This window comes from Pseudomonas sp. GM102 (assembly GCF_000282555.1).
Classification (GTDB): domain Bacteria; phylum Pseudomonadota; class Gammaproteobacteria; order Pseudomonadales; family Pseudomonadaceae; genus Aquipseudomonas.
The window spans coordinates 73251-98386 of record NZ_AKJB01000013.1; the positions used below are offsets into that span (position 1 = coordinate 73251).

Consider the following 25136-nt stretch of genomic DNA (forward strand, 5'->3'; position numbering starts at 1 on the left):
TCGTTGCAGGGCTTGCGAAACACTCGGTCGTTTATCAGGTGAGCGGTTTACGCAGCAGGATATCGACCGCGAAGACGCCCAGGACAGTCCCGGACACCCAGCGTTGGGTGCGCATGGCAGAGGGTCGCTTGGCCAGGAATCCGCTGACCCTGGAAGCGGCGAGGACGATGATGCCGTTCACTGTGACGGCAATGGTGATCTGTACCAGCCCCATCTGGATGAATTGCTGGAAGGTAGACCCTGCGGAAGGGTCGATGAACTGGGGAATCAGCGCTGAATACATCAGCGCAATCTTCGGATTCAGCAGGTTCGTCACTAGCCCCATCGTGAACAGCCGTCTCGGCGAGTGAGGTGGCAGTTCGCGCGCCTCGAAGGGGGAAGCGCCCCTGGGCTTCAGCATGTTCCAGGCCAGGTAGCCCAGATAGAATGCGCCTGCGATCCTGACGACATCGTAGGCAACTGGCACCGCTTTGAACAAGGCTGCCAGCCCCAGCCCTGCAGCCAGCAGGTAGCACACGAAGCCTAGCGCCACACCCGCCAGCGAAATCATCCCGGCCAGCCGCCCTTGGGAAATCGCCCGCGAGGTCAGGTAGATCATGTTGGGACCCGGTGTCAGAACCATGCCCAAGGAGATGATGGCCACACCGGCCAGGTTTTCCAGTGCCATCATTAGAGTGCTCCTTCGTTCAAAGGGGCTTGGTCGGCCCGCTGTTGCTCGAGCCAGCCGAGATTGCCTCGGAACAGCGCATGCTGAGCGCGCTGTGCCACTGGCCGAACCACGATTTCGTCGACATTGACATGTGCCGGCTGATCGGCAACCCAGGCCACTACCTGGGCGACATCGTCCGCGCTCAAAGGCCGGTCGACATCCTCGTAGATGGCGTTGACCCGTTCGGCGTCGCCGCGAAAACGCTTCAAGGAAAACTCTGGCGTATGCACCATGCCGGGGAGCACCTCGGTGATGCGCACCGGTACGCCCTTCATCTCCAGCCGCAAGGAATGGGTCAGTGCACGCTGAGCACTCTTGGCCGCGCAATAGCCGCCGCCCCCCTCATAACTGGCCAGGGCAGCCGTAGAGGTAATATTGACGATGGCCCCTTGGGATGCGATGAGCCGAGGCAACATCAGTTGGGTCATCAGCAAAGTCCCCAGTACGTTGCTGTTGAACATGTTCGTCCAATCCTCGGCATTGGCCCTGTCTACCGCATCCAGGCCGATCGCACCACCCGCACAGTTCACTAGAAGATCGCACTCGGATATCTGCACCAAGTCCTCCTCTCGCGCTTGTGTCACGTCCAGCACAATGGCGTGTCCGCGGATTTCGCCGGCAATCTGTTCGAGCCGATCCCCTCTGCGCGCCACAAGGAATACCCGCCAGCCACGACTGGCCAAGGTACGGCTGCACGCCTCGCCAATGCCACTGCTGGCACCCGTAACCACTGCTGTTTTCAAGATTGAGCCTCCCATGACTCGGATAACTGTTCGAAGATCTTCCCCACGTCGCGTACCAGCGCGGGACGATCGAAGCTGCGCAGGCGAAGACGGGTGCCAGCGCCCTCATAAACACCACTGGCGAGGCGATCCAGGTTCTGCGGCTGAGCCCAGTACAGGGTACCCAAGCCATCGCGCGGCGAGCTGTTACGGCGGGCGATCACCCATGCCCCCCGCTCGCGGTGCAATGGCCTGCCCTCCTTGCTAAGGCTGCGCGCAAGGTCCCTGTAGCGGGTAGACGCCCCTGTCTGGATTTCCCAAGCGATCCCCAGCAGGTCGATATCCCTCACCTCTCGCCAGAGGAACGGGATTTCGGCGCCACCGACCCGGGCACCGATTTCCAGGAACAGCCATTTGTCATCCAGGTCGAACAGTTCGAGGTGGAAGACGATTTCTCGCTCAGGCGCGAAGACTGCCAGCAGTTGCTCGACGCGTCCTGCAACCCGCTGTTCGTCATCGCCCTCCTCGAGTTCGATGCTACCCAGCGGGCTGTCCGGACCGAAATCGGCACAGCTATTCACATAACGCGACGCCGTGACCACCACAATCCGTTGCCCATCCCACCAGCCGTCTACGTGCAGGATGGGGGCCGCGCAGTAAGCCTGGACCATCATCGGCTCTGTTGCCTGCCGGATCTGATCAAGATCCTTTGGGCCGCGAAGAATTTTTACGCCGCGACTCGCCGTGCCATAGCGCGGCTTGAGCACCAGTGGATAACCGTGTTCGTCCGCCAGTCGCTCCACCGCTTCGCGGGAATCGGCGGCCGAGGCAGGCAGCACGCCGATCGACGTTTGCCGGCCTGCGACCTGCAGCATGGTGAGCTTGTCGCGGAACCGCTCGGTCCACGCGACAAGATCTCCCGGTATCTGCCATCGCTCGCGGATAGAAGCAGCATTGAGCAGGTCGCCCTCGTTAAGGGCAACCACCAGCGCTGGAACGCCATGTTGCTCGACCAGGCGCTCAACCTCGACCATGACCGCCTCAGCATCGTCCAGCGAGGCGAGCGTCGAGCTTGACGCCAGACGCTCGCTCGGCAGGGACGCTAGGGATTCGGGCGTGCAGATCGCCCGAATTTGCATTCCCGCAGGCAGTTCGTATCGGTCGTAGAGCGCTTGGTAGCCGACCCAACGGTGCAAGCAGAGGACATATCTCATGCCGTGGGGTCCACGATGAAGTGGACCGCTTCCACCAGTTCGTCGCCGATACGAACGGCGTCTTCACGCGAGGAGCCTGTTGCCAGGACATACCCTGAAACGCAGTCGGCAACGGTGTCGAGCGGCGGAATCTTGTCGCCCTCATGCTTCTGGATGACCACGGCACGCTCGGCTGCGCCCAGTTCGAACAGGAACGGCAGGAACACCAGTGGAGTCTCGCCTGGCTTGGTATGGCGCACATCGACGTCAGGCTTGAGATCGAGCTCGACCTTTCTTACCTTGCCCGGAGTCGGTACGAAGAACTGGATCGCTGCACCCGCTATCGGCTCGGGCGACACATCCGGCAGGGTGTCGATACCCAGTGGCACAGTCAGAAACATGCGGTTCAGGTCCAGGCCGAACGCGCGCCGCACCAATTCCGGAGCACCCGAGCCCGCCAGGCGAGCGTGGGATTCGAGTACACGAGGACCTTTCGGGGTCAGCACGAACTCGCTGTGGGAAGGCCCCTCCTCCAGCTCTACGGCGTCGAGCAGGCGGCAGGTCATTTCCTTCAGCTCGCTCAGCCATTTCCTGGCTTCAGTACTCGGCGTGCTGACCTCCCACTCAACGTATTTGTCGTTCATGCGGTACTGGGAGTAACCAATCGGAAGATGGCGTCCCTTGAACGAGAAGGAATCGACGCTGACGACCGGCCCCTCCAGGTACTCCTCGATGATGATGTGCTTGACGTCGGCATCCTGAAGCGCTTGCCAGGCCTTGGAAGCGGAAGCTTCGTCATCGCAGGGATGGATGTGCAGGCTGGCTACGCCTTCGGCTGGCTTGAGAACCGACTTGCCATGCGCTTTGACGAACGTGATGGCATCCTGCGCACAGGTGACATGGCGATAGGCGACCGGGCTCAGGTTGTGCTCGACCAGCAACTCGCGCATGGCCACTTTGTCTTTGAGCAGGCGCGCAGTCTTATAGGAAACCCCGGTGAGGCCAAAGTGATCGACCACCTTGCCCGTTGACTCGCCCGCCACTTCGGTGGTGGTAATGATGCGATCGAATGGACGGGCGCGGTGCAGGGGTTCGAGGACCTTGATAATGGCCTCGGCGTCGTCAAGCCTGGCATGCACCACCTGCTCGCAATGGGCGAGGATCTCCTGCTCGTAGTCACCCTCTTGATGCACCAGTACCACGTCGATGCCCAGTTCCTTGGCACCGTGAATGGGCGCGGGGCGGCCACCGACTACTGCGATACGCTTATTCATGCATAAACTCCATGTCTATTGGGATGGTTCTTGTGTGATGGTTTTTGAAGAAAAGGCTCAACTGCCGTACACCCTGCGCAGCCAGCGCGCCTTGCCGTTGAGCAAAGGCTGGAACGCCTTGCGTCGGTGCAGCACGCGGGCATTTTTGAAAATGAAGAAGTCGCCTGGTTGCAGCACCACCTCTATACCCTGGGCATCACGCAGGCACTGGCGCAGCAGCGCAAGCGCCTTTTCGCTGTCCCGGTCGAGCGCGGCCACGATGCCGTCGTCAAAGCGCAGGCGATAACCGCCCTCGTCCTGCTCCAGCACCGGCAGCACCCTCGGCTGGCCATCGAAGCCCTCGTTGGAGGCTGGGGCACCAAAGGTGTAGGCAGCCTTCTGCAACTGGGCGATCGCCCAGGTAGGCAACTGTGAAAGGACATGATCCACACAAACAATGTCGGTGGAGGCGCCTTCAAAGTTGCGCACGGCGGTGAAGGCCAAAAAGTTCGGCACGGAGGTCGCGACACTTCGGCTTTGATCGGCGAAGGGCCAGTTGGGGTTGTCGGTGTGCCAGAAAAACTCCACATCCGCACCCCAAGAACTCGTGGTGCCCGCAGCCTCTGGAACCGGAACGACGTTTCTGACCAGCTTGCCGAAGTTTTCATACTCGACGGCATGCGGCCTGACATCCAGCAACCGCAACATGCCAAAGTGCAGCAGATCAAAATCAAGAACGCACTCGGCATTGGGCAGGAAGCCATTGCGCGGCGTCGCGACGTCCGTAGAGAGCGAAATACCTCTGATGAGCAACGCTTTGTGCGGGCTGGCGGGAAATGCGCGAATCGCCTCGACGACATCCCGGCCCAACACTGTGCCGAGCCAGTCCCCGCCGACGGCTCCCACACTGTCAGCGCAGTGCGGCGTTTCGGCCAACCTCACGCGACAGTCCTTCAGCCCGGTCAGGTCGGGATCATTGACGACCATCACCTGGACCAACGACGCCTCCTGAACATCCAAGGCCATGACGCTCATGATTTGCGGTTCAGGTATGAGGTGACCGTGGGGTCTGGCCGATGGGCAAACGCTTTGGTTCGCCGGATAAATATCCCCAACGGCAGGATCAGGTAGAGCAGAACATAATCCATAGTGCACCTTCCCTAGTGTATGAAATAGTTAATCCAGCGGTACTGTCTCGCGCCAGTCGACCGCTTCCTCAAACTGAGGCTGCTCCGATTTATCGAGGTAGAAATCGCCGATCGCCAACACATCCATGTTGGTACGCATGAAGCAGCGATAAGCTTCGAACGGCGTGTTCACAATGGGCTCACCGCGCACGTTGAACGAGGTGTTGACCAGTACAGGACACCCTGAACGCTGGTAGAAGTGTTCAAGCAGCGCTCGGAACCGCGGGTTGCGCTCCCGGTCCACGGTCTGCACCCTTGCCGAGAAATCCACGTGGGTGATTGCCGGCAGATCGCTACGCACCAATTTGAGCAAGTCGATGCCGGTAAGCCGCGCATTCTCCTGCGGGATCGCCTTGCGAATGTGCTTTGCAATGGGCGAGACCACCAGCATGTAGGGGCTTTCCTCGACGATGTCGAAGTAGTCTGCCGCTTTCTCCTCAAGCACCACGGGAGCGAAGGGTCGGAAGGACTCGCGAAACTTGATGCGCAGGTTCATGTTTGACTGGGTGTCCGAGCGACGCGGATCACCCAGGATCGAACGGCTGCCAAGTGATCGTGGACCGAACTCCATTCGACCCTGGAACCAGCCGATGACCCCTCCGCCCTCTATGCTGGTGATCACCCGCTGGTCGAGCTCTTCCTGCGAAAGCCGGTGAAAAACAGCGCCGCAGGCTTCCAGTTCGTCCCTGATCTGCTCCTCACTGTACTCCGGCCCAAGCAACGCTCCGCTCATGCCATCACGGACGTCAGCCGGTAGTTCGCGGCTTGTTACCCAACGATATTTGCGGTCGGTCAACAGCGCGGCGCCCAGCGAGCCACCCGCATCGCCTGCCGCCGGTTGCACCCACAGCCGGTCGAAAGTCCGCTCACGTGAAATCACTCCGTTGGCTACGCAGTTAAGGGCAACGCCCCCGGCCATGCATAGCGATGTCTCGCCAGTGAGCTCACGGGCGGTCTTGGCCAGGCGCGAAACGACTATCTCCGTGACTTTCTGCACCGATGCTGCCAAATCGAACTCGCGATCGGTAAGTGGTGCCTCGGGCAAGCGCCGGGGGCCACCGAATAGCTGCTCAAAGGCATCGCCCGTCATGACTTGGCCCTTGATGAACTCGAACTTGGTCCAGTCAAGCCTGAAGCTGCCATCGGGCTTCACATCGATCAGATGCGAGAGGATCGTGTCGACGTAGTGAGGCTTGCCATAAGGCGCAAGCCCCATCAGTTTGTATTCGCCGGAGTCCACCTTGAAGCCGCAGAAATAGGTGAAAGCCGAGTAGAGCAGGCCGAGCGAATGGGGGAAGGACAACTCCGCGACCAGCTTGATGCCGTCTGGCTTACCGTGCCAGAGAGTGGTCGTGGCCCATTCGCCGACACTGTCGATACACAGGATCGCAGCGCTCTCGAACGGACTGGGGAAGAACGCCGATGCAGCGTGAGACTCGTGGTGGCCATGCACTTCGATTCGGCGACCGTCCCGGTCTCCCATCGCTGTGAGATGACGCACGACCTCACGGTCCATTCGGCGCTTTTTCGATAGCCATTCGCCAATCACCGGTGCATAGGTGCGCGCTGCCGAAAACCCGGCCACGGCTGCCGTCGAGAGCACCCGACGGAACTTGAGCGCCGGGTCTTCGTAATAGGCGACATGGTCGACATCGGCCAGGTTTATACCTGCGTACTTCAGAACGTACTCAATGGCCCTACATGGAAAACCCGGGTCATGTCGGATCCGGCTGAAACGCTCTTCCTGGGCGGCGGCGACGATCTTGCCGTCCACAACCAGAGTGGCCGCGCTGTCGTGATAAAAGGCAGAGATGCCAAGCGTTATCGTCATAGCAGCGACCTCACTTTTTCGCGAAACTTATCCAGCATTGTTTGCTCCCTGGGTGGATTGAGCGCGACGAATCCATTACGCACGCGCGCCCAAAGTTCATCACGGTCACTTCTAGAAAATGCGCAAAGGTAGGTATCCAGACTCGCGGCAGCCCATGCCGTATGCCCGGTGGAGATGTTGTCGATGGAGTTGTGCAGATCAACGAACATCGTCGGATAGCCGTAGGCGACCAACGCCTTGTGGGTACGCCGATAACCGCCACCTACACCGGATAGCTCCATCGCCAGGTTCAGCCCGAGAATCTCCGGGCAATAGGTTTGGGGATATCGTCCGATGGACAACCAGAACACGGGCAGCTCGAAGTCCTCGTCGTTGAAGCAAGCTGCGTTGGCGTAGCCAGGGTCGGCGGTGGCCGGCAACTCGCCATGCACTGCCTTGAGCAGATGGCGGTAGATGACGGGATGGTTCTGCGCCTCGATTCCGTTGCCCAACTCATCGAAAAGCGTTTCAAACAGTCGGCTGCCGTACGCCGTGGAGGCTACCGCCGGGTGGGCGAACCCGGCCAGCCAAGCCCCGTCGATCATTGTCAGCGGCGCCAAGGACAGGATATCGGCGACCACCTCATCGCGAGATGGCAGCTCTTCGTTCTGCTCCAGTGCCTGGTTGGACGCTTCATGCTGGCCTTGCAACCACTGCTGCAGGACACCGGGCGCCCAATGCTCTGGCAACGAGCAACGCCCCTTGGCGACGCCACGGGCGGCCCTGGCCAGCCAACTCTTCACGTAGTGACCGGCAAAGGATTCCTCTGACGACGTGAGCTCCATACGCAACAGGCGTGGGTAAGCCTCTCGTGGACTGAATCTGGCGACCAACGCTTGGGTTTCAGCATTCTCGCGAAGAGTCCCGGCGAGTCTGCCGTCGTCTTTCCATACCTGGAAAGCCGGGGGCTGCATGGGCGCATCGGAGTAAGGCAAGCTGGAGATCCAGCGGTGAAGAATGGCGATATCGTCGCGACTGAAGATTCGGAACATCTTGCCCCGCGGCGAAATCAGGCTGGTGAGCAGTGGACTCGCTTCTGGCTTGCCCGCACGCACGTAGGCGCTGGCGGCAAGATGGTCGAGGAACTTCAACGAGTCGTCGACCGCGAGCAAGGGCTTCATCGGCACCTTATTCAGCCGTGTCTTGTCATGGTATTGGCAAGCATCCAGCCGACGTCGGCTGATCAGGTGGCATGCCGCCTCTCTCGGATCGAGCCAGCGCTCAAGCAAATTGAGCAGCGCTTCGTTCATCTCCTCGACCTGCCGGCGCGCCCACAGGTAGCCTTGGCGCACCCCATCGTTTCCGGCCGCTCCCATTTGCACGAGAAATTCCCGGACGGCCACTTCAGCGAGCACGGCGAGATCATCGGTACTACCGGCGGGGTCGTGACGCAGATCGAGAAACTGGCGGGCGGACGGCTCATTACGGGCGATGAACTCGAACGAGGGCAGCAGCCCGCAATGGCGCAGGTAAAGATTGACCCCCAGGATCTGGGCCGTCAGCGACTCCGGGAAATGCCCCAGTACGACTAGGGTCGAGGCAACGTTGAAGGCCCCGTCCGAGATCCTTGGGTCGGCCACCGCTCGCAGGAGATCTTCGCCAGCATCTGCCAGCGAATGCTGACGCAGCAATTCCTGGTAGCGCTGGATACGACTGGCCCCCGGCTGACCGGCACCCACATCCGCCGCATGGATACTCAGCGCTGCCATGGCATGGCGCGCTTCATTATTCCAACTGCCACACAGCCCATGAATCAGGTGCTGGCTGCCGATCAGAAAGGGAGCCGACTCCAGTGCCGCCTTGGCGCCCAGCGCCTGGGCATCCGCTTCGTTCGTCTCGACTGCCTGTGCCAACCGTCGGAATCCGTCGCGCAATGGCCCAAGCCGTTCGCATGCAACGCTCGCCAGCCCTGCCAAGGCTGGCGCGCTGGTGAAGTCGACGTCTGCCAGCTCCGTGCCATGCACCGCACCCAGGCAAGTGCGCAGGGTGACCGGCGTGAACATGCGCCTGGCCTCTCCCCCGGTCTCTGCCCCGAGGAAACTGGAAAAGATTTGCCTATTAGTCTTCATCAGTGCATTGGATAGATGGAAGAATTGTTTTTCTTCTTGGCTTTTTTCTTTCTCTTGAACAAAGAACCAAGTGCCTTGCGAATTCGCTGGAACATAGAGCCTCCTAAACTTTCACTGAAGGTATCGATGAATGGCGTGTGCTACGACATCACTGCCGAGGTCGGTAAAGTGCGCACGATCAACGTACAACCATTCATCGGCCGGACGTTCTCTAAAATCATCGATTAGACTGGCAAATCGAATACCCAAGTCATGACAACTATTGGCCAAACTATCAGCGTAATATTCCGCGACAGCGGGCGCGGATATGTCGCCATACAACTGCTGCCAAGTACCAAACCTGGAAATCCGATCAAGTTCATCGAACAATTTCTGCTCTTCGGCGCACGGCGTTCTTACCCACGTCGCCAAGGGCTGGAGAACAAACGTAAGTTCCGCATCCAAAGATTCCGCGAGTCGCTTCCAAGTAGTCAGACAATTCATAGTGTCTTTTAGAGCGCGCACCAGAGTTTGCGAAATTGGCGGCACCTCGGTCGTTTCGGCGGGCCACTTTGGAAGTTTGCCAGGCGGCAGTTCTGCGCCATTCTCCTCAGCAATTTCATCAAACTTTTCGTAGTAGTCACCGCAGAAGTAGAACGGCGGCAGATCACCTCGAATGAACTCAGGAAGACGCGCCATGACCAGAGTGTTGAAGCCGCCCATGATCACGATGCGTCGCACTTTGGGCAGTCGATGGGCATGCAGCACGAACAGCATCAATTCCTGGGTCGCATTGAAGGTATGCCCGGCAAAATTCAGCCATGGCGTATCGTCTGGATCATACGTGGACAGGCGGCTTGCTACCGAAGCGGCATCGCTGGAAGCCCCGTAACCCAAGGCTGACGAGGCCCCGACCAGCAAATTCACCTCTGACAGCGCGCTGGCCTCCAGGGTGCCGACACTGATCGGCCTGCCTTGCGCATCATGGGCCAGGCGAAATCCGAGCCGATCGGTATTGATCGATTCCGAACGGTAGTCGGCGGCATTGAAACCCATCACATAAGGCAGGTATTGGGAACGACTGCGACTGGCGAATTGATCGTAGGTGAGCATCTGAGGTGTCAACTTCACACGTTCCAGACTGGGATCATCCAGCGCGATACGCTTGCGTCTTTTAAACATGGCCAAGCCACTCCTTTAGCGAGAATCAGAATTCCATTTGATCAGCCAGATTTTTTCGGGGCGAATCACGCCAGCCCTTTCGAATTCTATCGAAAGTGCGAATTTGCCAATAACGAGCCATGGCAAGCCAGACATGATAAGTTTTGGCTATTACTAACCAAAACCATTACATGCAGGAAAATCGAAACTAACTAAAATCGTATGCGAGCGATAAAATTCACATCGCGATGCGACGGGGCGGGAAATTCAGTGATGGCTGTTGCGAGGTGCAATATGAAGGTATTGCATACTGCAATACGGTGACGCGGAGAGCTTCCATGCATTGTATCGTCCCTTTACTTTTATACTTTTCAGCCCCCCAGAGAGGACTCATGCGATCGAGTCTAGACATTGGATCCAGAATGTCAAATGAAAGTACCTGCATTTCTTCCATGGGGAAAAACATTCATGAAAGGGTGAGCAAATCAACAAGCCTCATGAATGCCCGGTCACTCATGCCAATTAAATGACAGCACTAATATTGACATTGAAATTGCCCGGACAGACGGACCGGTGTTGCGGCACTTACTGACGGCGCAGTGAATATACTCAGCGGAGGGGGACTCATACCTCGGAGAGCAATCATGCGCACGGTTCACGTCATCGAAGCCGGGAGAACCCCCGCACCGGTCAAAGTTGTTGGAGAGACGATCACTATTCTTGCCGGTGGCGATTTGACCAAACCCTTTGAAGTGCACATCCAGGAAGGTGTACAAGGTGGCGGGCCACCGCTGCACTTTCACCCTTGGGACGAAGCGTTCTATGTCATCGATGGACAGGTTGAAGTGACCGTCGCAGGTCAATCCACTACCGTCTCGCCCGGGGGTTACGTGCACATCCCCGCCGGGTCGATCCATGCCTACAAGAACATCAGCCCTACCGCGAAAATGATCGGCGTGGTTTCCGATCCACGCGGCGGTCAGTTCTTTGCGGCGCTGGATCAGCTCAAAGTGCCCGAAGACCTGCCTCGGATACTGGAGATATCTGAAGGCTTCGGTGTTACGTTTCTGCTGCCAAAATCACCAGGACACGCGTAGGGGAACGTTCAGGCCGCACCACTCTTGGCCTGTTGCTCCAGGTGCAGCTGCAACTCGGGATCGATCTTCAACGCCGCAGCCAGTTCATCCAGATAGTTGCGCTCGGCGTCCTGCTGATCGTCCACCAACATCACGCTGGCCAGGTACATCTCGGCGGCCATGCCCGGGTCTTGGGCCGACTGCGCCACATCGGCGGCATCCAGCGGTCGGGCGACTTCGTCATCGAGCCATTGCTGCAGTTGCGGGTCGTCGGTGTGGCGGCCGATTTCGGTGCTGATCATTTGTTTCTCGGCATCATCGATGCGACCATCGGCCTTGGCGGCGGCGATCAACGCACGAAGGATGGCGTGGCTGTGGTCTTCGATTTCCGGGCCAGACAACAGGTCAACGGTGCGCGGTGCCTGTTGCGGTGCCGAGGCCTGGCTGCGTTGCCAGGCCTGATATGCCTGGAACGCCATCATCCCCAAAGAAGCCAATGCCGCGTAGTTGGTGCCGCCCGAACGCGTTTGCGTCGAACCGCCCATGGGTGATCCGCCGCCCAGCAGACCACCGAGCAAACCACCTAAACCTGCGCCGCCCGCACCGGCGCCCCCGCCGCGCCCTAACAGACCACCCAGCAATCCGCCAAGATCGCCCAAACCTCCTTGAGCTGACGCCGCACCGCCACCTTGTTGCGACTGCGAGCCCTGGCCGGCCCGCAGTAATTGCTCAAGCAAATCGCTGGTGTTCATGACGACGTCCTCATTAATGGGCACAAACTCAGTCAGGCAACGATAGTCCCCGCCAGACATTCCGCCAACTCCGTCTGGCTGAAGTCATGTGTGTTGCTCTTGCCCTTCACACTCCTGACAGAAACTGACACCGCCTCCTTTTATGCTGCCCCCACCTTGAATGGAGCAGCCCAATGATCACTCCCCGTTTTATTTTGCTTTACGTGGAAAACCCCGCCGTGAGTGCACGGTTCTATGAGTTTCTGCTGGAGCGCATGCCCGTGGAAGAGTCGCCGACTTTCGCGCTGTTTGTGCTAGATGGTGGCTACAAACTGGGGCTCTGGTCACGGCACACCGCCGAACCTGCTGCGGGGGCGACGGGCGGTGGAACCGAACTGGCGTTCCCGGTGGAGTCCGTCGAGCAGGTCGATGCACTGTTTGCCGATTGGAGCGCGCTCGGGCTGACCATGGCCCAACCGCCGACAGAACTCGATTTCGGGCGCACCTTCGTCGCGCTCGACCCGGATAACCATCGGCTGCGCGTGTTCTGCCCCTCGCTCAACTGACACCCGTCTCGACATCGGTCAACGCTCAATACCTGCCCCGGATATTTCCGGGGTATTTTTTTGCGCGGCGGCTAAGATTCATAGGTGGTGAACCTTATTCCCGAAAATCCGGTCGATACCTGCAACCCGACCCGGTTTGCCGACGCCCTCAACAAGAGGGTGATAACTGGCTTGCTTCACTTTCTGGAGAACGCCCCCGTGATATCCACTGTACACATTGCCAGGCTCAAAGCATGGGGCGCCCATGGTTTTACCGCCACTGGCGTGGTCACAGCCTTCCTCGCGACCCTCGCCTTGTTGGAGAACCAGCCCACCAATTGCCTGCTGTGGCTGGGCGTGGCGCTGATCGTCGACGGGCTGGACGGCGCGCTGGCGCGCAAGGTCAATGTGCAGTCGGTGCTACCGAGTTTCGACGGTTCGATCCTCGACCTGGTGATCGACTACCTGACGTACGTGTTTATCCCAGCACTGTTCATCTACCGTTACATCCCGTTGCCGGACTACACCCTGCTACTGACCGTGTCGCTGATTCTGGTGTCGTCGCTGTTTTGCTTCTGCAACGTCAACATGAAGAGCAAAGACAACTACTTCCAGGGCTTCCCCGCCGCGTGGAATGTGGTCGCGTTGTGCCTGTACATCATCGACCCATCGCCATGGATCACCTTGCTCACCGTCATCGGCCTGGCGCTGCTGACCGTGACCCGAATGAAATTCCTGCACCCGTTCCGCGTGCGCCGGTTCATGCCGATCAACATTGCCGTGACGGCCATCTGGCTGCTGTGCAGCTTGTCGCTGGTGGTCAACCACCCGGTCATCAATCCACTGGTCATGGGCCTTTGGCTGCTAATGTCGGCGTACTTCCTGGGGATCTGCTTCTGGCGCACAGCGTTGGAGTGGTTCGACGGCTCGCGGCTCAAATAGGCACTGCGATCATGCCGATCCACATCGTGCAACTCGGCTCACCCCGCACCGCGAATGAAGGCCTGCGCCTGGGCACGGTACGCCGCCCGCCCCGCGGTGTACCGAAGGCCGAATTTGCCAGCCGGGATTTTTACGACGTGTGGCAACCGCTGCTGTCCCCCAGCCCCGAGTTGGTGGCCGAAGCCAAAGCGGCTGAAGATGCCAAAGCCTGGGATGCTTTCAAGCGCAAGTTCAAGGCCGAGATGAACCATCCCGCACCCAGTCAGCTGCTCGACCTGCTGGCCGCCCTCTCCCATCAAACGTCTCTGGCCGTGGGGTGTTATTGCGAGGACGAGGCCCACTGCCACCGTTCCGTGTTACGGGAGTTGCTGGAGGCACGGGGCGCGAAGGTTGTCTAGATAAAGAAAACACCACAAATCCCCTGTAGGAGCGCGGCTTGCCCGCGAAGAGGCCAGCCCATTCAGCATCAATGTTGCCTGACACACCGCCATCGCGAGCAGGCTCGCTCCCACAATTGAACTTCGGTGTGACACCTCTGCACTTGAATGCAGCACGAACTTCAGCCCGCACCTGCCTTGCGGACGAGAGGTTGATCATGGTCAATACTTAGAGGATTGAATGGCTATCGAATGACCACACGTCGGGCGCACAGTCCCTCCCCCATCACAGCCCAGGGGGACCGTCGTCTGCTCGTTTACCCACGGGAGGTTTGTCATGTCTGGTCAAGCTCGTTTCATGCTGGTCGCCTCGCCCCTGATGGAACACAGCCCTGCCTTCGACCGTGCCGCGGCGCTGGCCAAGGCTGAGGATGCAGCCTTGCACATCGTAGCTTTCGACTACCTGGAGGGTCTGGCGACCGCCGGCTTGGTCAACGAAAAGGCCCTGGAGCAGATGCGTCTGGGCTATGTCGAGCGCCACCGCCAGTGGCTTGAGGAACAGGCCCGCCCCCTGCGCAAGATCGGTGTGCACGTCACTACGGAGGTGGCATGGGTCGAAAATCCGCTGGAAGAAATCCTGACTCACCTCAAAGAGCAGCCGATGGATGTGCTGATCAAGGCGCTGGAGCATCAATCACGGCTGTCGCGGCTGGTGTTTACCCCTCTCGACGTGCATTTACTGCGCGAATGCCCGGTGCCGCTGCACTTCGTCAGCCATGCCAAGCATGCGTTGCCGCGCAAGATTGTCGCCGCGGTCGATCCGTTCCATCGTGATGATCACTACAAAAGCTTCAATGACCGGATTCTGCACGAAGCGTCAAAACTGGCGAGCGCCTGCAATGCCGAGCTCGACGTGGTCTACGCCTATGACCTTTCGTCCATCAGCTCGGACGAGTTCAGCTTCGAGAACGGTTCGGCGTTTTTTGCTTCGGACAAGGCCAAGACCCTGTTCGACTTCCAGGAGGATGCCTTCAACGAATTGGCCGCGCGCAACGGCATCGCGCCGGAGCAACGGCACATGCTCATGGGCAGCCCGACCAAAGTGCTCACCCGCTATGCCGATACTTATGACGTCGACGTGATTGTGATGGGCCGGGTCGGCCATCGCGGTATGGGCCGGTTGATCGGCAGCACGGTGGAGCATCTGCTGTACAAAATGCCGTGCAGTGTCTGGGTGGTCTATACCGAGCGGCTGGATGAATGATCGGGCTGGTCAGGTAGTCAATTCTGCACATACCCCTGTGGGAGCCCCCTCGCCACAGAGCCCGCTCCCACAGGGGATTTGTGTTGTCGTTTCAACGCCGTGTAATCACCACCTCGAGGTATTCACTGGGTACCACCAGCGACCGTTCCCCCGCTCGGTTCAGGCGATTCAGCAGTTCGGTCAGTTCGTTTTCCAGGGCCGTGCCCTCTTCAGGTGGCAGGGTCGCAAAGGCCTTGTGAACCGGCCCATACCAGGTACGGAAGGTGTCAATCCAGTGTGCGGCCGAGCGATAGCGGAAGTTGAACAACCGCCGTGTCACCTGGAGCTGGAAGTCGCGCTGGTCGAAGTGCGAGTTCAACCAGGCTTCGGAGCCCCAGTTCGAAGGGGGTTGCGCGCCTGGCGGTGGCGGCATGTGGCGGCCCAGGGTCTTGAACACTTGGCCGATGTAGCCTTCAGGCGTCCAGTTGGCAAGGCCGATCCGGCCTCCCGGGCGACACACCCGCGCCAGTTCCGCGGCGGCCTTGGCTTGATCCGGCGTAAACATCACACCAAAGGTCGAAAGCACGGCATCGAAACTGGCGTCCTCGAACGGCAAGTCCTCGGCATCGGCCACCTGAAAGGTCACGTCCAGATGTTCCGCCCGCGCGCGGTCTTCGCCGCGTTCAAGCAACTTGGCCACATAGTCGGTGGACGTGACCTTGCAGCCCCGGCGCGCGGCGGCGAGCGTTGCGTTACCGTTGCCGGCGGCGACGTCCAGCACCTGCTCATCACAGAGCAAGTCGCAGGCTTCGGCCAGTTGTTCGCCGACGATTTGTAAGGTGGTACCGATCACGGCGTAGTCGCCGCTGGCCCATGTGGCCATTTGACGATTTTTCAGGGCAGTGAGGTCAATGGGGGTACTCATGGAGTCTGCTCCGTTGCGGATTGGAACGCGTCCCGACTCACTCCGCCGTGGTGGGATCGATGATGTTCATGACCCGGGAAACGCTGGTGATGGGAAATTCACCTTTTTGGGCGTGCTCCCTGATGAGTCCCTCATTCGGCGCGATGTACACGCAGTAAATCTTGTCGCCAGTGATGTAACTCTCCAGCCACTGCACCTCCGGCCCCATCTCACGTAACACATCGCAGGATTTTTGCGAGATCGCTTTGAGCTCCTGTTGCGGCAGTCCGCCGGCACCCGGAAGCTCGCGTTCAATAATGTATTTAGGCATGGCAAGTTCCTTTTCTTGTGGGTGATGACAGGGTCGCAATGATCCCGTCGTCCACAAACTATCGCTCCCGGATACGCCGGCGTCCTGCCGATCGTCCGGAGAATTCACGAAATATGGCATTCTCCGATGCATGGTCGCCTATCTGTAACGCGGCATTAACAGATTGGCTTGCGTCGCCTAAACGGGTTATGCGGCGGGCGTCTTGGCCTCTTCCAGCAGTTGCCTAATCATCTGCTCCTGGGTTTCATAACGGCCCTCGCCAAAGTGGGTGTAACGCACCTGCCCCTTGGCGTCGATCAGGTAGTGAGCGGGCCAGTATTGGTTATTGAAGGCGCGCCAGATCGCGTAGTTGTTGTCGATCGCCACCGGGTAGGTGATGCCGAGTTTTTTCACCTGGTCGCGGACGTTGTTGATGATGCGTTCGTAACCGTATTCAGGGGTGTGCACGCCGATCACGACCAGGCCGTCCTTCTCATATTTCTTCGCCCAGTCCTTCACGTAGGGCAAGGTGTGCTGGCAGTTGATGCAGTCGTAGGTCCAGAAGTCCACCAGCACCACTTTGCCGCGCAGGGCATCGTTGCTCAGCGCTGGCGAGTTGAGCCATTCGACCGCGCCAGAGAGTGACGGCATCGCGCCTTTGGCCGCGTCCATGGTCGAGTCGGCCCTGACCTTGCTGATGAAGTAATCGACCACTTTCGGTATGGTTTCCAGTACGTGTTGTTCAACCATGGTGACGCCTTCGGATGAGGTGCTGGCGAGCAATTTGTTGTCGGCACCCGTGGAGATGACTGCTGCAGCAACCAACACCGCAGCCCCCGTGCCACGACGCAGCCAACCAGTGAGCGGAATCGACGGTTTCAAGCGATTGACCAAGCTGCGACCGGCGAAGATCAAAGTGCCCAGGGACAACGCGCTGCCCAGGCCGTACGCCACCAGCAAAAGACTGGTCTGAGCGTTGGCGCCTTGTAGCATGGCGCCGGTGAGGATCACCCCGAGGATCGGCCCGGCACACGGCGCCCAGAGCAGACCGGTGGCGACGCCGATCATCACCGAGCCTAACGGGCCAGACATTTTGCGAGTGTTGGGATCAAGGCGATTGCCCAGCAGCACGAACGGGCGCGCCAGCCAGCCACCGATGCGGGCGGAGATCAGCGACAGCGCGAACAGCACCATCACAATCAGCGCCACATGGCGGCCGGTGTTGTTGGCTTGCACCACCCAATCGCTGCTGACCACCGCCAGGCTGGAGATCAGGGCGAAGGTCAGGGCCATGCCGCCGAGGGTGAGCAGGATCGAAGAACGCGTACGTTTAACCCCGGCAAACAAAAACGGCACGACCGGGAGGATGCAGGGGCTGAGGACGGTCAAAATACCGCCCAGGAATGCGATGAGGAACATGGGGGATCACCTTAAAAATGTGAGGGGCGATACACCGCAGTTCCCATGTGGGAACGGCGGAAATTGACAGAACTGTGCAGGCTTCAGGCCTCTAGCTGCTGGCCCTGTGGCGTCCGGCTGTAGCCGTTCTCTGCAACCAGTTGCCCTTGCGGTGTGCGGCTGGAACCATCCTCAGTCAGCAGCGGAGTCAGTTGGAAGCAGGTGCTGCTGCCACAGCTGCTCTGTTCTACCGCAGCGTTGGCATGGGCAGCGGCGCCGGCTACGGAGAAAACGAGGGCGGTGAAAAAGCGGGTGATGTTGTTCATGATGTTCTTCCTGTTTCAAAGGGGATGGGCAATGGGTCGTCGAAGGATTCAGCTGCCTTCGTTGCAGCCGTCAGCGAATTTGCTGTAATCCAGGACCCGGGTTTTGCCTTGGGAATCCAGGTAGGTCATCCGGGCATTCACAATCCCGCAGGTAGGGGTGGCGTCCTGTTTCATCGACAGCACTTTCTGGATGTCCAGGTGCGTGCCGTAGGTGTAGGTTTGAGGGGTTACATCGGCTTCGGCGCGGGCCGACAAAGTGCAGATGTTCAGGGCGGCAAACAGGCAGGCGGCGTACACGGCTTTGGTGTTCATGGTGATTTCCTCAAGGCTTCAATAGGTCAATCGTTGATTGAGCCGAGGCGGTTGGGTTTGCCTCGATGGAACCTATTTGAAACCCGCGAGGTATCTCGTCTGTGTCGAGAACAGGCGCGGGTAAATCGCTATGTATCCGCGCAGGCCTGCGATACACAGCGATACAAAACCCTCTGAAATCGCAATGCTGTCTTGAGTCAGTGAGAAACCTGTGGCGAGGGAGCTTGCTCCCGCTTGAGTGCGTAGCACTCACAATAATCGGCAAAGGTTGTCAGATTTTTTGGGGCCGCTGCGCAGCCCGACGCGAGCAAGCTCGCTCGCCACAAAGAGTCGCGCTTAAGTGAACAGCATTGCCCTGAAATCGGCTGTTTTTTGCGTCCCCGTGTATCTGCTGATACGCCAGATACACTGCAATACAATCGACGGCAGGCGAGCGGGCCAAGGCTCGATAGACTGCGCGACAACTCCCATTCAAGAGGCTTGGTCACCATGGAACACGTCGATCACATTCTCATCGTGGACGATGACCGCGAGATCCGGGAACTGGTAGGCAACTATCTGAAAAAGAACGGCCTGCGCACCACCGTGGTGGCGGATGGGCGGCAGATGCGCTCGTTTCTGGAGTCCACGCCGGTGGACCTGATCGTGCTCGACATCATGATGCCGGGGGACGATGGCCTGGTCCTCTGCCGCGAACTTCGCGCCGGCAAACACAAGGCCACCCCGGTGCTGATGCTCACCGCTCGCAACGATGAAACCGACCGCATCATCGGCCTGGAAATGGGCGCCGACGATTACCTGGTCAAACCGTTCGCCGCCCGTGAATTGCTCGCCCGCATCAACGCTGTGCTACGACGCACGCGGATGCTGCCGCCGAACCTGGTGATCACCGAAAGCGGTCGCCTGCTGGCATTCGGTCGCTGGCGCCTGGACACCTCGGCCCGGCATCTGCTGGATGAAGACGGCACCATGGTCGCCCTCAGCGGCGCGGAATATCGCTTGCTGCGGGTGTTCCTCGATCATCCTCAGCGGGTGCTCAATCGCGACCAGTTGCTCAACCTGACCCAGGGCCGCGATGCCGATCTGTTCGACCGCTCCATCGACTTGCTGGTGAGCCGCTTGCGTCAGCGCCTGCTGGACGATGCCCGGGAACCGGCCTACATCAAGACCGTGCGCAGTGAAGGCTATGTGTTTTCCCTGCCAGTGGAAGTGCTCGGTGCGCCGTCATGAATCTTGCGCTGCATTGGCCCCGCACACTGGCCTCGCGGCTGTCGCTGATTTTTCTGGTGGGCCTGATCCTCGCCCAGGCGCTGTCCTTTGGCGCTCAGTACTACGAGCGTTACGAAAGTGCGAAAAACACCATGTTGGGCAACCTGGAAACCGATGTTTCGACCTCCCTGGCCATCCTCGACCGTTTGCCCGCCGACGAACGCCCGAACTGGCTACCGCGTCTGGAACGCGCCAACTACAACTATCTGTTGAATGAAGGCTCGCCGGGCACGCCGATGGCGGCTCGCGATGTGTCGATTGCAGTGACCTCGATTCAGGACGCCATCGGCCATGATTACCCGCTGACCTTTACCGACATCCCCGGCCCGAAAAAACACTTCCAGGCCCATCTGAAACTCAAGGACGGCAGCCCTGTCACTATCGACGTGCGGCCGTCGATGGTGCCGTTGTCGCCGTGGTTGCCGGCGGTATTGCTGGGACAACTGGCGCTGATGATTATCTGCACCTGGCTGGCCGTGAGAATCGCCATTCGCCCGCTCACCCGCCTCGCCCAAGCGGTGGAAACCCTCGACCCCAACACCCACGCCGTACACCTGGACGAAAAAGGCCCGACCGAAGTCGCCTACGCTGCGCGGGCCTTCAATGCGATGCAGGCGCGCATTGCCGCTTATCTCAAGGAGCGCATGCAACTGTTGGCGGCAATTTCCCACGACCTGCAAACCCCGATCACCCGCATGAAACTGCGCGCCGAGTTCATGGATGACTCCAGCGAGAAAGACAAACTGTGGAACGACCTCGGCGAGATGGAACACTTGGTGCGCGAAGGCGTGGCCTATGCCCGCAGCATTCATGGGGCCACCGAGGAGAGTCGTCGCACCGATCTGGATTCGTTCCTCGACAGCCTGGTGTTCGACTATCAGGACATGGGCAAAGACGTCCGGCTCGACGGCAAAAGCGCAGCCGTGATCAACACCCGGCCGCATGCCTTGCGACGGGTGCTGGTGAACCTGATAGACAACGCACTGAAATTCGCCGGCACCGCAGAGTTGTGGGTGGAAACGCAGGCTGATGGCTGCTTGTCGGTGAAAGTGATGGACCGTGGGCCGGGGATTGCCGAAGAGCAATTGGCGCAGGTGATGGAACCGTTCTACCGCGTGGAGAATTCGCGCAATCGCAGTACGGGAGGGACCGGTTTGGGGTTGGCGATTGCCCAGCAGTTGGCCATCGCGATTGGTGGGTCATTGAAATTGAGCAATCGTGACGGTGGTGGTTTGTGTGCGGAGCTCAAGTTGCCAGCTCAGACTACATCATTGTAGGAGCGAGGCTTGCCCGCGAAGAGGCCCAGCACATTCAACATTGATGTTGGCTGACACTACGCCTTCGCGGGCAAGCCTCGCTCCTACAGGGATATTGGGTGTTTGGGAGATTGTGTGCGGTCAGGCGACTATGCCGATCACTCCTTCCCCGTGCATCTGCCGCAACAACGCCAACCCACTGTCCATGAATTCCGACGCCCCAACCATCCCTGCCTCCACCGCCAACCCTTCCAGCTGTGCCCGGCCATCGAGCTGAGGAAATTCCCCGATTCGCTGCAACAACCGCCACGCCAAAGGGCTCAGTTCGGAAAACCGTACACCCCAGTCCTCGCCCCGACAAACCAACAGCAACGTCGGCTGAGCCGGCGGCGAGTCCGGCCGGTAATCCGGCCCCACCAACTGCACCGGCCAGGCATACGCCAATGGCCAGGCCAGCGGCGAAACCTGCAACGGTCGATCCAGCAGCAACCCGGCATCGCTGGCCGGCAATGGCTCGGCGTCGGATTGTTGCAGCGCCATTTCGACCCACTCGTAATGCGCCAGCTCAACCATGAACGGCGGCCACGCGCCATCGCTCAGCGCCAGCGGCTCAGAGGCCAGAAACTCGACAAACTCCTGGGCAATCTCGCCGAATTTCGGCGTATGAGCGCGGTAGTCCCGCAGGAAGATACGCACCAGGGAACGCCACTCACCATCACCCAATATCTTCACCAGCACCGGAAAAGTCCCGCTGAGCAACGACGATAGATTCGAGAACACCAAGTCGCGATAAACCTGTGCCCGTGCCACGTCCATCCCGGTCGGCGGCGCACATTGATCGGGGTCGCGCAGGTAGCGAGTCAATGTGTGTTGCTGCTGATACAGCGTAGGTTTATCCACGGTTCACCTCCTCATTTTGCAGGCGGCGAATGGTCTGTAATTCGCTCACCAATTCAGAGAACGCCGGAAAGTTGAAATCCCGCTCAAGCAGCGTCGGCTGCACACCAAACCGCGCATAAGCGTCGGCCAGCAGCGACCAGATCACCGGTTTTACCGAGGCGCCATGGGTGTCGATCTTCAGTGTGTCGGACTCATCGAAATGCCCCGCCACATGCATGGCGACCACCCTCCCCATATCGATGCCCGCCAGAAACGTCTGCGGATCGAAGCCGTGATTGATCGAGTTGACGTAGACATTGTTGACGTCCAGCAGCAGGTCGCAATCGGCTTCGCGCAGCACCGCGTTGGTGAACGTCAGTTCGTCCATGTCCTGTTGTGGCGCGGCGTAGTAGGAGACGTTTTCCACCGCCAGGCGCCGACCGAGAATGTCCTGTGACTGGCGGATTCGGGCGGCGACGTGGCGCACCGCTTCTTCGGTAAACGGCAACGGCAGCAGATCGTAAAGATGCCCGTCATCGCTGCAGTAGCTCAGGTGCTCGCTGTACAGCGGCACGTTGTGGTGATCGAGGAAAACCCGCACCTCCTGCAGGAACCCGACGTCCAGCGGTGCCGATCCGCCCAACGACAAGGACAAGCCGTGACAGGACAACGGATAGCGCTCGGCCAAGGCGCGAAACGCCGCACCATGAGCGCCACCGATGCCGATCCAGTTTTCCGGCGCGACTTCCAGAAAGTCGAAAGCGCCCACCGGGGCCGCTTGAAGGTCCTTCATTAAACCGCGGCGCAAGCCTAGCCCGACGCTCGCCTTCGCTGATGTGAGGGGAGTCTGCATGGTGTCGATCTCATCCTGGGATCCGGTCTCCAGCGTCTGAAAACTCAGTGCCGGCCGGCAGGCCCAGTCAAGCGCCATGGTGTGTCGGGTGTGTGTTCACCAACGCCGCTCTTCTCAGGCCACTGTATCGGACAGGCAGTCAGATACAGTGGGATACACCAACTAGACTTATTGATTACCCCCGTAGGGGAGCCAGGACGCGGTTATCGTCCTGTTCATTCCCACGATCACCGCCCAAAGGTGCATGCCTCGACAAACAATGCCTCTGGACCGTGATCCTGCTGAAGGAGCACACATGATGGACGAGGCCAGACTCAATGATTTCATGGGCAAACTGGTAAGCGACATGGGCGGCGCGGCGATGCTCGCCAACGTCATCCTCGGTGAAGAACTCGGCCTGTACCGGGCCATGGCCGACAGTCAGCCAATCACCCCCGAAGCACTCGCCGAAAAGACCGGCTGCAATACCCGCCTACTGCGTGAATGGCTCAGCGCCCACGCCGCCTCCGGTTACATGGAACACCGCGACGGTCAGTTCCGCCTGCCCGAAGAGCAAGCCCTGGCGCTGGCGATCGAAGACTCACCGGTCTATGTGGCCGGCGGTATCGGGGTGGTCGCGTCGTTTTTCCATGACAAGGACAAACTGGTCAATGCCATGCGCGGCAACGGCGCCCTGCCCTGGGGCGATCACCATCCGTGCATGTTCAGCGGCACCGAACGGTTTTTCCGCCCTGGGTACAAGGCGCACCTGGTCAGCGAATGGCTGCCGGCCCTTGATGGAGTGGTCGCCAAACTGGAGGCCGGCGCCAAGGTAGCGGACATCGGCTGCGGCCACGGCGCCTCGACCGTGATCATGGCCCAGGCGTTTCCAAATTCACGGTTCGTCGGTTTCGATTACCACGCGCCTTCGGTCACCGTCGCCACCCAGCGCGCCGAAGAAGGTGGTGTGTCCGGCCGGGCGCGGTTCTTCCAAGGCACCGCCAAGAGTTATCCGGGCGACGACTATGACTTGGTCTGCTACTTCGACTGTTTGCACGATATGGGTGACCCGGTCGGCGCCGCAAAGCATGCCTATGAATCGCTCAAACCCGACGGCTCGGTGCTGCTGGTAGAACCCTTCGCCAACGACACGCTCGATGCCAACACCACTCCGGTGGGACGACTGTTCTACGCCGCCTCGACCTTTATCTGCACGCCCAACTCACTGTCCCAGGAGGTCGGCCTCGGACTCGGCGCCCAGGCGGGTGAGGCGCGGTTGCGCAAGGTCTTCACCGAGGCGGGATTCACACAATTCCGGCGGGCCACGGAAACGCCGTTCAACCTGATTCTGGAGGCGCGTAAATAAGGGCAGGCCGGTTTGCCCGGATGCAACTGACAAAACCGGAGCCTGTGGGAGCGGGCTTTTGTGGCGAGGGGGCTTGCCCCCGTTGGGGCGCGAAGCCCCCCTAAAACCAGTGTCTGCGATCTTGAATTAGAAAGCGGTGACTGGTTTTACGACTGCTTCGCAGTCGAACGGGGGCAAGCCCCCTCGCCACAAAAGCCCGCTCCCACAGGTGATTGTGTTCAGTGCATGGCGAGGCGTTCGCCAAGGTTTTCGGCCTTGAGAATATCGAACAACGCCTGCGCCGCCGCCGACAGTTCATGCCCTGTCGTCAGCACCCCGATCGCCCGTTCCACCACCGGGTCGCGCAGGGTTATGCAACGCGCGCCCAGCTCGCGCATCTGCCCGGCGCACAAGGCCGGCACCGCACTGACGCCCAATCCGCTGGCCACCATCCGCCCGACCGTTGCCAACTGATGACTTTCAAACTCCACCGGCAACTTCATGCCCCGCGCCTGCAAGTGCTCTTCGAGCATCACCCGCACCGTCGATGGTCGCTGCAAGGTAATGAACGGTTCCTTGAGCAAGGTCTGCCAATCGATGTCGGCCAGCTCCGCCAGCGGTGAATCGAGGGGCACCACCGCCACAAACCGGTCGATGTACAACGGGGTAAATTCCAGCGACGAGCTCTGGGTCGGTTCAAACGCCACGCCCAACTCCACCTGACGGTCGCGGACCATTTCCAGCACCTGCTCGTTGATCACGTCGTTCACCGTGACGTTGACCTTGGGGTAACGCGCGCGAAAGGTCTTGAGGATCGGCGGCAGCAGGTTGCCGGCAAACGACGGCATCGCCGCCAGCGTCACGCGGCCGCGCTGGAGGGTGAAGCGTTGGCGCAGTTCATCCTCGGCATTGTCCCAGTCCGCGATCAATCGACGGGCCAGTGGCAGCAGCGATTCGCCTTCGGCGGTCAGTGCGACGTTGCGGGTATTGCGCGTGAACAGGCGCCCGCCCAAACCCTCCTCCAGCGCCTTGATGGTCAGGCTCAACGCCGACTGGGACAGGTGCAGCCGCTCGCACGCCACGGCAAAACTCAAACTCTGGGCCACGGCCAGGAATGCGCGGATCTGTTTGACGGTCATGACCAAGGTCTCCAACGGTAAGCACATTCAATGTAGGCGCAGTCTGCGGCAGCCCCTACCTATTAGTGAGTTTTATCTATCAATAAACCTTAAAAATCAACTTAACAAA

The 25136-nt window shown here is 59.7% G+C and carries 25 protein-coding genes; 8 read left to right on the forward strand and 17 right to left on the reverse strand.

From position 1 onward, the window contains the following. Positions 1–34 precede the first annotated feature (34 nt). The 8 genes from PMI18_RS25360 to PMI18_RS25325 all read right to left on the reverse strand — a co-directional run bounded on the left by PMI18_RS25360 (position 35) and on the right by PMI18_RS25325 (position 10164). Positions 35–670 (reverse strand): LysE family translocator, encoded by a 636-nt coding sequence (locus PMI18_RS25360; protein ID WP_007895984.1) that lies wholly within the window; start codon positions 668–670, stop codon positions 35–37. Next, entirely contained in the window at positions 670–1452 is a 783-nt protein-coding gene (locus PMI18_RS25355; RefSeq protein WP_007895985.1) for an SDR family NAD(P)-dependent oxidoreductase, read from the reverse strand. Before PMI18_RS25355 ends, PMI18_RS25360 begins: the two co-directional genes overlap by 1 nt. Then, a complete protein-coding gene (locus tag PMI18_RS25350; protein WP_007895986.1) occupies positions 1449–2645 on the reverse strand; it encodes an ATP-grasp domain-containing protein in 1197 nt (398 codons plus the stop codon). The genes PMI18_RS25355 and PMI18_RS25350 overlap by 4 nt, the downstream gene beginning before the upstream one ends. Continuing rightward, complete coding sequence (locus PMI18_RS25345) at positions 2642–3898, reverse strand: ATP-grasp domain-containing protein (protein WP_007895987.1); 1257 nt, start codon at positions 3896–3898, stop codon at positions 2642–2644. Before PMI18_RS25345 ends, PMI18_RS25350 begins: the two co-directional genes overlap by 4 nt. Positions 3899–3955: 57 nt before the next feature. Continuing rightward, positions 3956–4912 carry a TauD/TfdA family dioxygenase gene (locus PMI18_RS25340; RefSeq protein ID WP_007895988.1) on the reverse strand — a complete coding sequence of 319 codons (957 nt, stop codon included), beginning with the start codon at positions 4910–4912 and terminating at the stop codon, positions 3956–3958. A 141-nt stretch (positions 4913–5053) separates the two neighbouring features. After that, positions 5054–6895, reverse strand: coding sequence for a carbamoyltransferase family protein (locus tag PMI18_RS25335; RefSeq protein WP_007895991.1), 1842 nt, complete (start codon positions 6893–6895; stop codon positions 5054–5056). Beyond that, complete coding sequence (locus tag PMI18_RS25330) at positions 6892–8937, reverse strand: iron-containing redox enzyme family protein (protein WP_007895992.1); 2046 nt, start codon at positions 8935–8937, stop codon at positions 6892–6894. Before PMI18_RS25330 ends, PMI18_RS25335 begins: the two co-directional genes overlap by 4 nt. 177 nt (positions 8938–9114) lie before the next feature. Next, positions 9115–10164, reverse strand: a complete 1050-nt coding sequence (locus PMI18_RS25325; protein WP_007895995.1) for a hypothetical protein — start codon at positions 10162–10164, stop codon at positions 9115–9117. Positions 10165–10787: 623 nt separating this feature from the next. On the opposite strand from PMI18_RS25325, the gene PMI18_RS25320 reads away from it, so the two are divergent. After that, complete coding sequence (locus tag PMI18_RS25320) at positions 10788–11240, forward strand: cupin domain-containing protein (protein WP_007895996.1); 453 nt, start codon at positions 10788–10790, stop codon at positions 11238–11240. Positions 11241–11248: 8 nt separating this feature from the next. On the opposite strand, the gene PMI18_RS25315 is transcribed toward PMI18_RS25320, so the two are convergent. Then, a complete protein-coding gene (locus PMI18_RS25315) occupies positions 11249–12031 on the reverse strand; it encodes a tellurite resistance TerB family protein (RefSeq protein WP_007895997.1) in 783 nt (260 codons plus the stop codon). Positions 12032–12144: 113 nt separating this feature from the next. Between PMI18_RS25315 and PMI18_RS25310 the strand changes: the two genes are divergently transcribed. The 4 genes from PMI18_RS25310 to PMI18_RS25295 all read left to right on the forward strand — a co-directional run bounded on the left by PMI18_RS25310 (position 12145) and on the right by PMI18_RS25295 (position 15078). Beyond that, entirely contained in the window at positions 12145–12516 is a 372-nt protein-coding gene (locus tag PMI18_RS25310; protein WP_007895998.1) for a VOC family protein, read from the forward strand. Positions 12517–12714: 198 nt separating this feature from the next. After that, on the forward strand, positions 12715–13437 hold the full coding sequence (gene pcsA, locus PMI18_RS25305; RefSeq protein WP_007895999.1) for a phosphatidylcholine synthase: 723 nt from the start codon (positions 12715–12717) through the stop codon (positions 13435–13437). Positions 13438–13448: 11 nt separating this feature from the next. Beyond that, a complete protein-coding gene (locus PMI18_RS25300) occupies positions 13449–13835 on the forward strand; it encodes a DUF488 domain-containing protein (protein WP_007896000.1) in 387 nt (128 codons plus the stop codon). Positions 13836–14151: 316 nt separating this feature from the next. After that, positions 14152–15078, forward strand: a complete 927-nt coding sequence (locus PMI18_RS25295) for a universal stress protein (RefSeq protein WP_007896001.1) — start codon at positions 14152–14154, stop codon at positions 15076–15078. A 91-nt stretch (positions 15079–15169) separates the two neighbouring features. On the opposite strand, the gene PMI18_RS25290 is transcribed toward PMI18_RS25295, so the two are convergent. The 5 genes from PMI18_RS25290 to PMI18_RS25270 form a co-directional block, all read right to left on the reverse strand. Then, positions 15170–15982, reverse strand: coding sequence for a class I SAM-dependent methyltransferase (locus tag PMI18_RS25290; protein ID WP_007896002.1), 813 nt, complete (start codon positions 15980–15982; stop codon positions 15170–15172). 37 nt (positions 15983–16019) lie between these two features. Beyond that, positions 16020–16292, reverse strand: a complete 273-nt coding sequence (locus PMI18_RS25285) for a DUF4242 domain-containing protein (protein ID WP_007896003.1) — start codon at positions 16290–16292, stop codon at positions 16020–16022. A 186-nt stretch (positions 16293–16478) separates the two neighbouring features. Next, positions 16479–17690, reverse strand: coding sequence for a cytochrome c biogenesis protein DipZ (locus tag PMI18_RS25280; protein WP_007896004.1), 1212 nt, complete (start codon positions 17688–17690; stop codon positions 16479–16481). Positions 17691–17773: 83 nt separating this feature from the next. Further along, positions 17774–17995, reverse strand: coding sequence for a hypothetical protein (locus PMI18_RS25275; RefSeq protein WP_007896005.1), 222 nt, complete (start codon positions 17993–17995; stop codon positions 17774–17776). 48 nt (positions 17996–18043) lie between these two features. Next, positions 18044–18307 carry a DUF2790 domain-containing protein gene (locus tag PMI18_RS25270; RefSeq protein ID WP_007896006.1) on the reverse strand — a complete coding sequence of 88 codons (264 nt, stop codon included), beginning with the start codon at positions 18305–18307 and terminating at the stop codon, positions 18044–18046. Between the two features lie 489 nt (positions 18308–18796). Between PMI18_RS25270 and PMI18_RS25265 the strand changes: the two genes are divergently transcribed. Together PMI18_RS25265 and PMI18_RS25260 are read left to right on the forward strand one after the other, a co-directional pair. After that, positions 18797–19537 (forward strand): response regulator, encoded by a 741-nt coding sequence (locus PMI18_RS25265; protein ID WP_007896007.1) that lies wholly within the window; start codon positions 18797–18799, stop codon positions 19535–19537. Then, on the forward strand, positions 19534–20853 hold the full coding sequence (locus PMI18_RS25260) for an ATP-binding protein (protein WP_007896009.1): 1320 nt from the start codon (positions 19534–19536) through the stop codon (positions 20851–20853). The genes PMI18_RS25265 and PMI18_RS25260 overlap by 4 nt, the downstream gene beginning before the upstream one ends. Positions 20854–20973: 120 nt before the next feature. On the opposite strand, the gene PMI18_RS25255 is transcribed toward PMI18_RS25260, so the two are convergent. Continuing rightward, complete coding sequence (locus PMI18_RS25255; RefSeq protein WP_007896010.1) at positions 20974–21732, reverse strand: HvfC family RiPP maturation protein; 759 nt, start codon at positions 21730–21732, stop codon at positions 20974–20976. After that, positions 21725–22564 (reverse strand): HvfB family MNIO-type RiPP peptide maturase, encoded by an 840-nt coding sequence (locus PMI18_RS25250; RefSeq protein WP_033035828.1) that lies wholly within the window; start codon positions 22562–22564, stop codon positions 21725–21727. The genes PMI18_RS25255 and PMI18_RS25250 overlap by 8 nt, the downstream gene beginning before the upstream one ends. Before the next feature lie 298 nt (positions 22565–22862). Here PMI18_RS25250 and PMI18_RS25245 point away from each other — a divergent pair, with 298 nt between their 5' ends. Next, entirely contained in the window at positions 22863–23909 is a 1047-nt protein-coding gene (locus PMI18_RS25245) for a class I SAM-dependent methyltransferase (protein WP_033035830.1), read from the forward strand. A 218-nt stretch (positions 23910–24127) separates the two neighbouring features. On the opposite strand, the gene PMI18_RS25240 is transcribed toward PMI18_RS25245, so the two are convergent. Further along, positions 24128–25027 (reverse strand): LysR family transcriptional regulator, encoded by a 900-nt coding sequence (locus PMI18_RS25240; RefSeq protein ID WP_007896013.1) that lies wholly within the window; start codon positions 25025–25027, stop codon positions 24128–24130. Positions 25028–25136 lie beyond the last annotated feature (109 nt).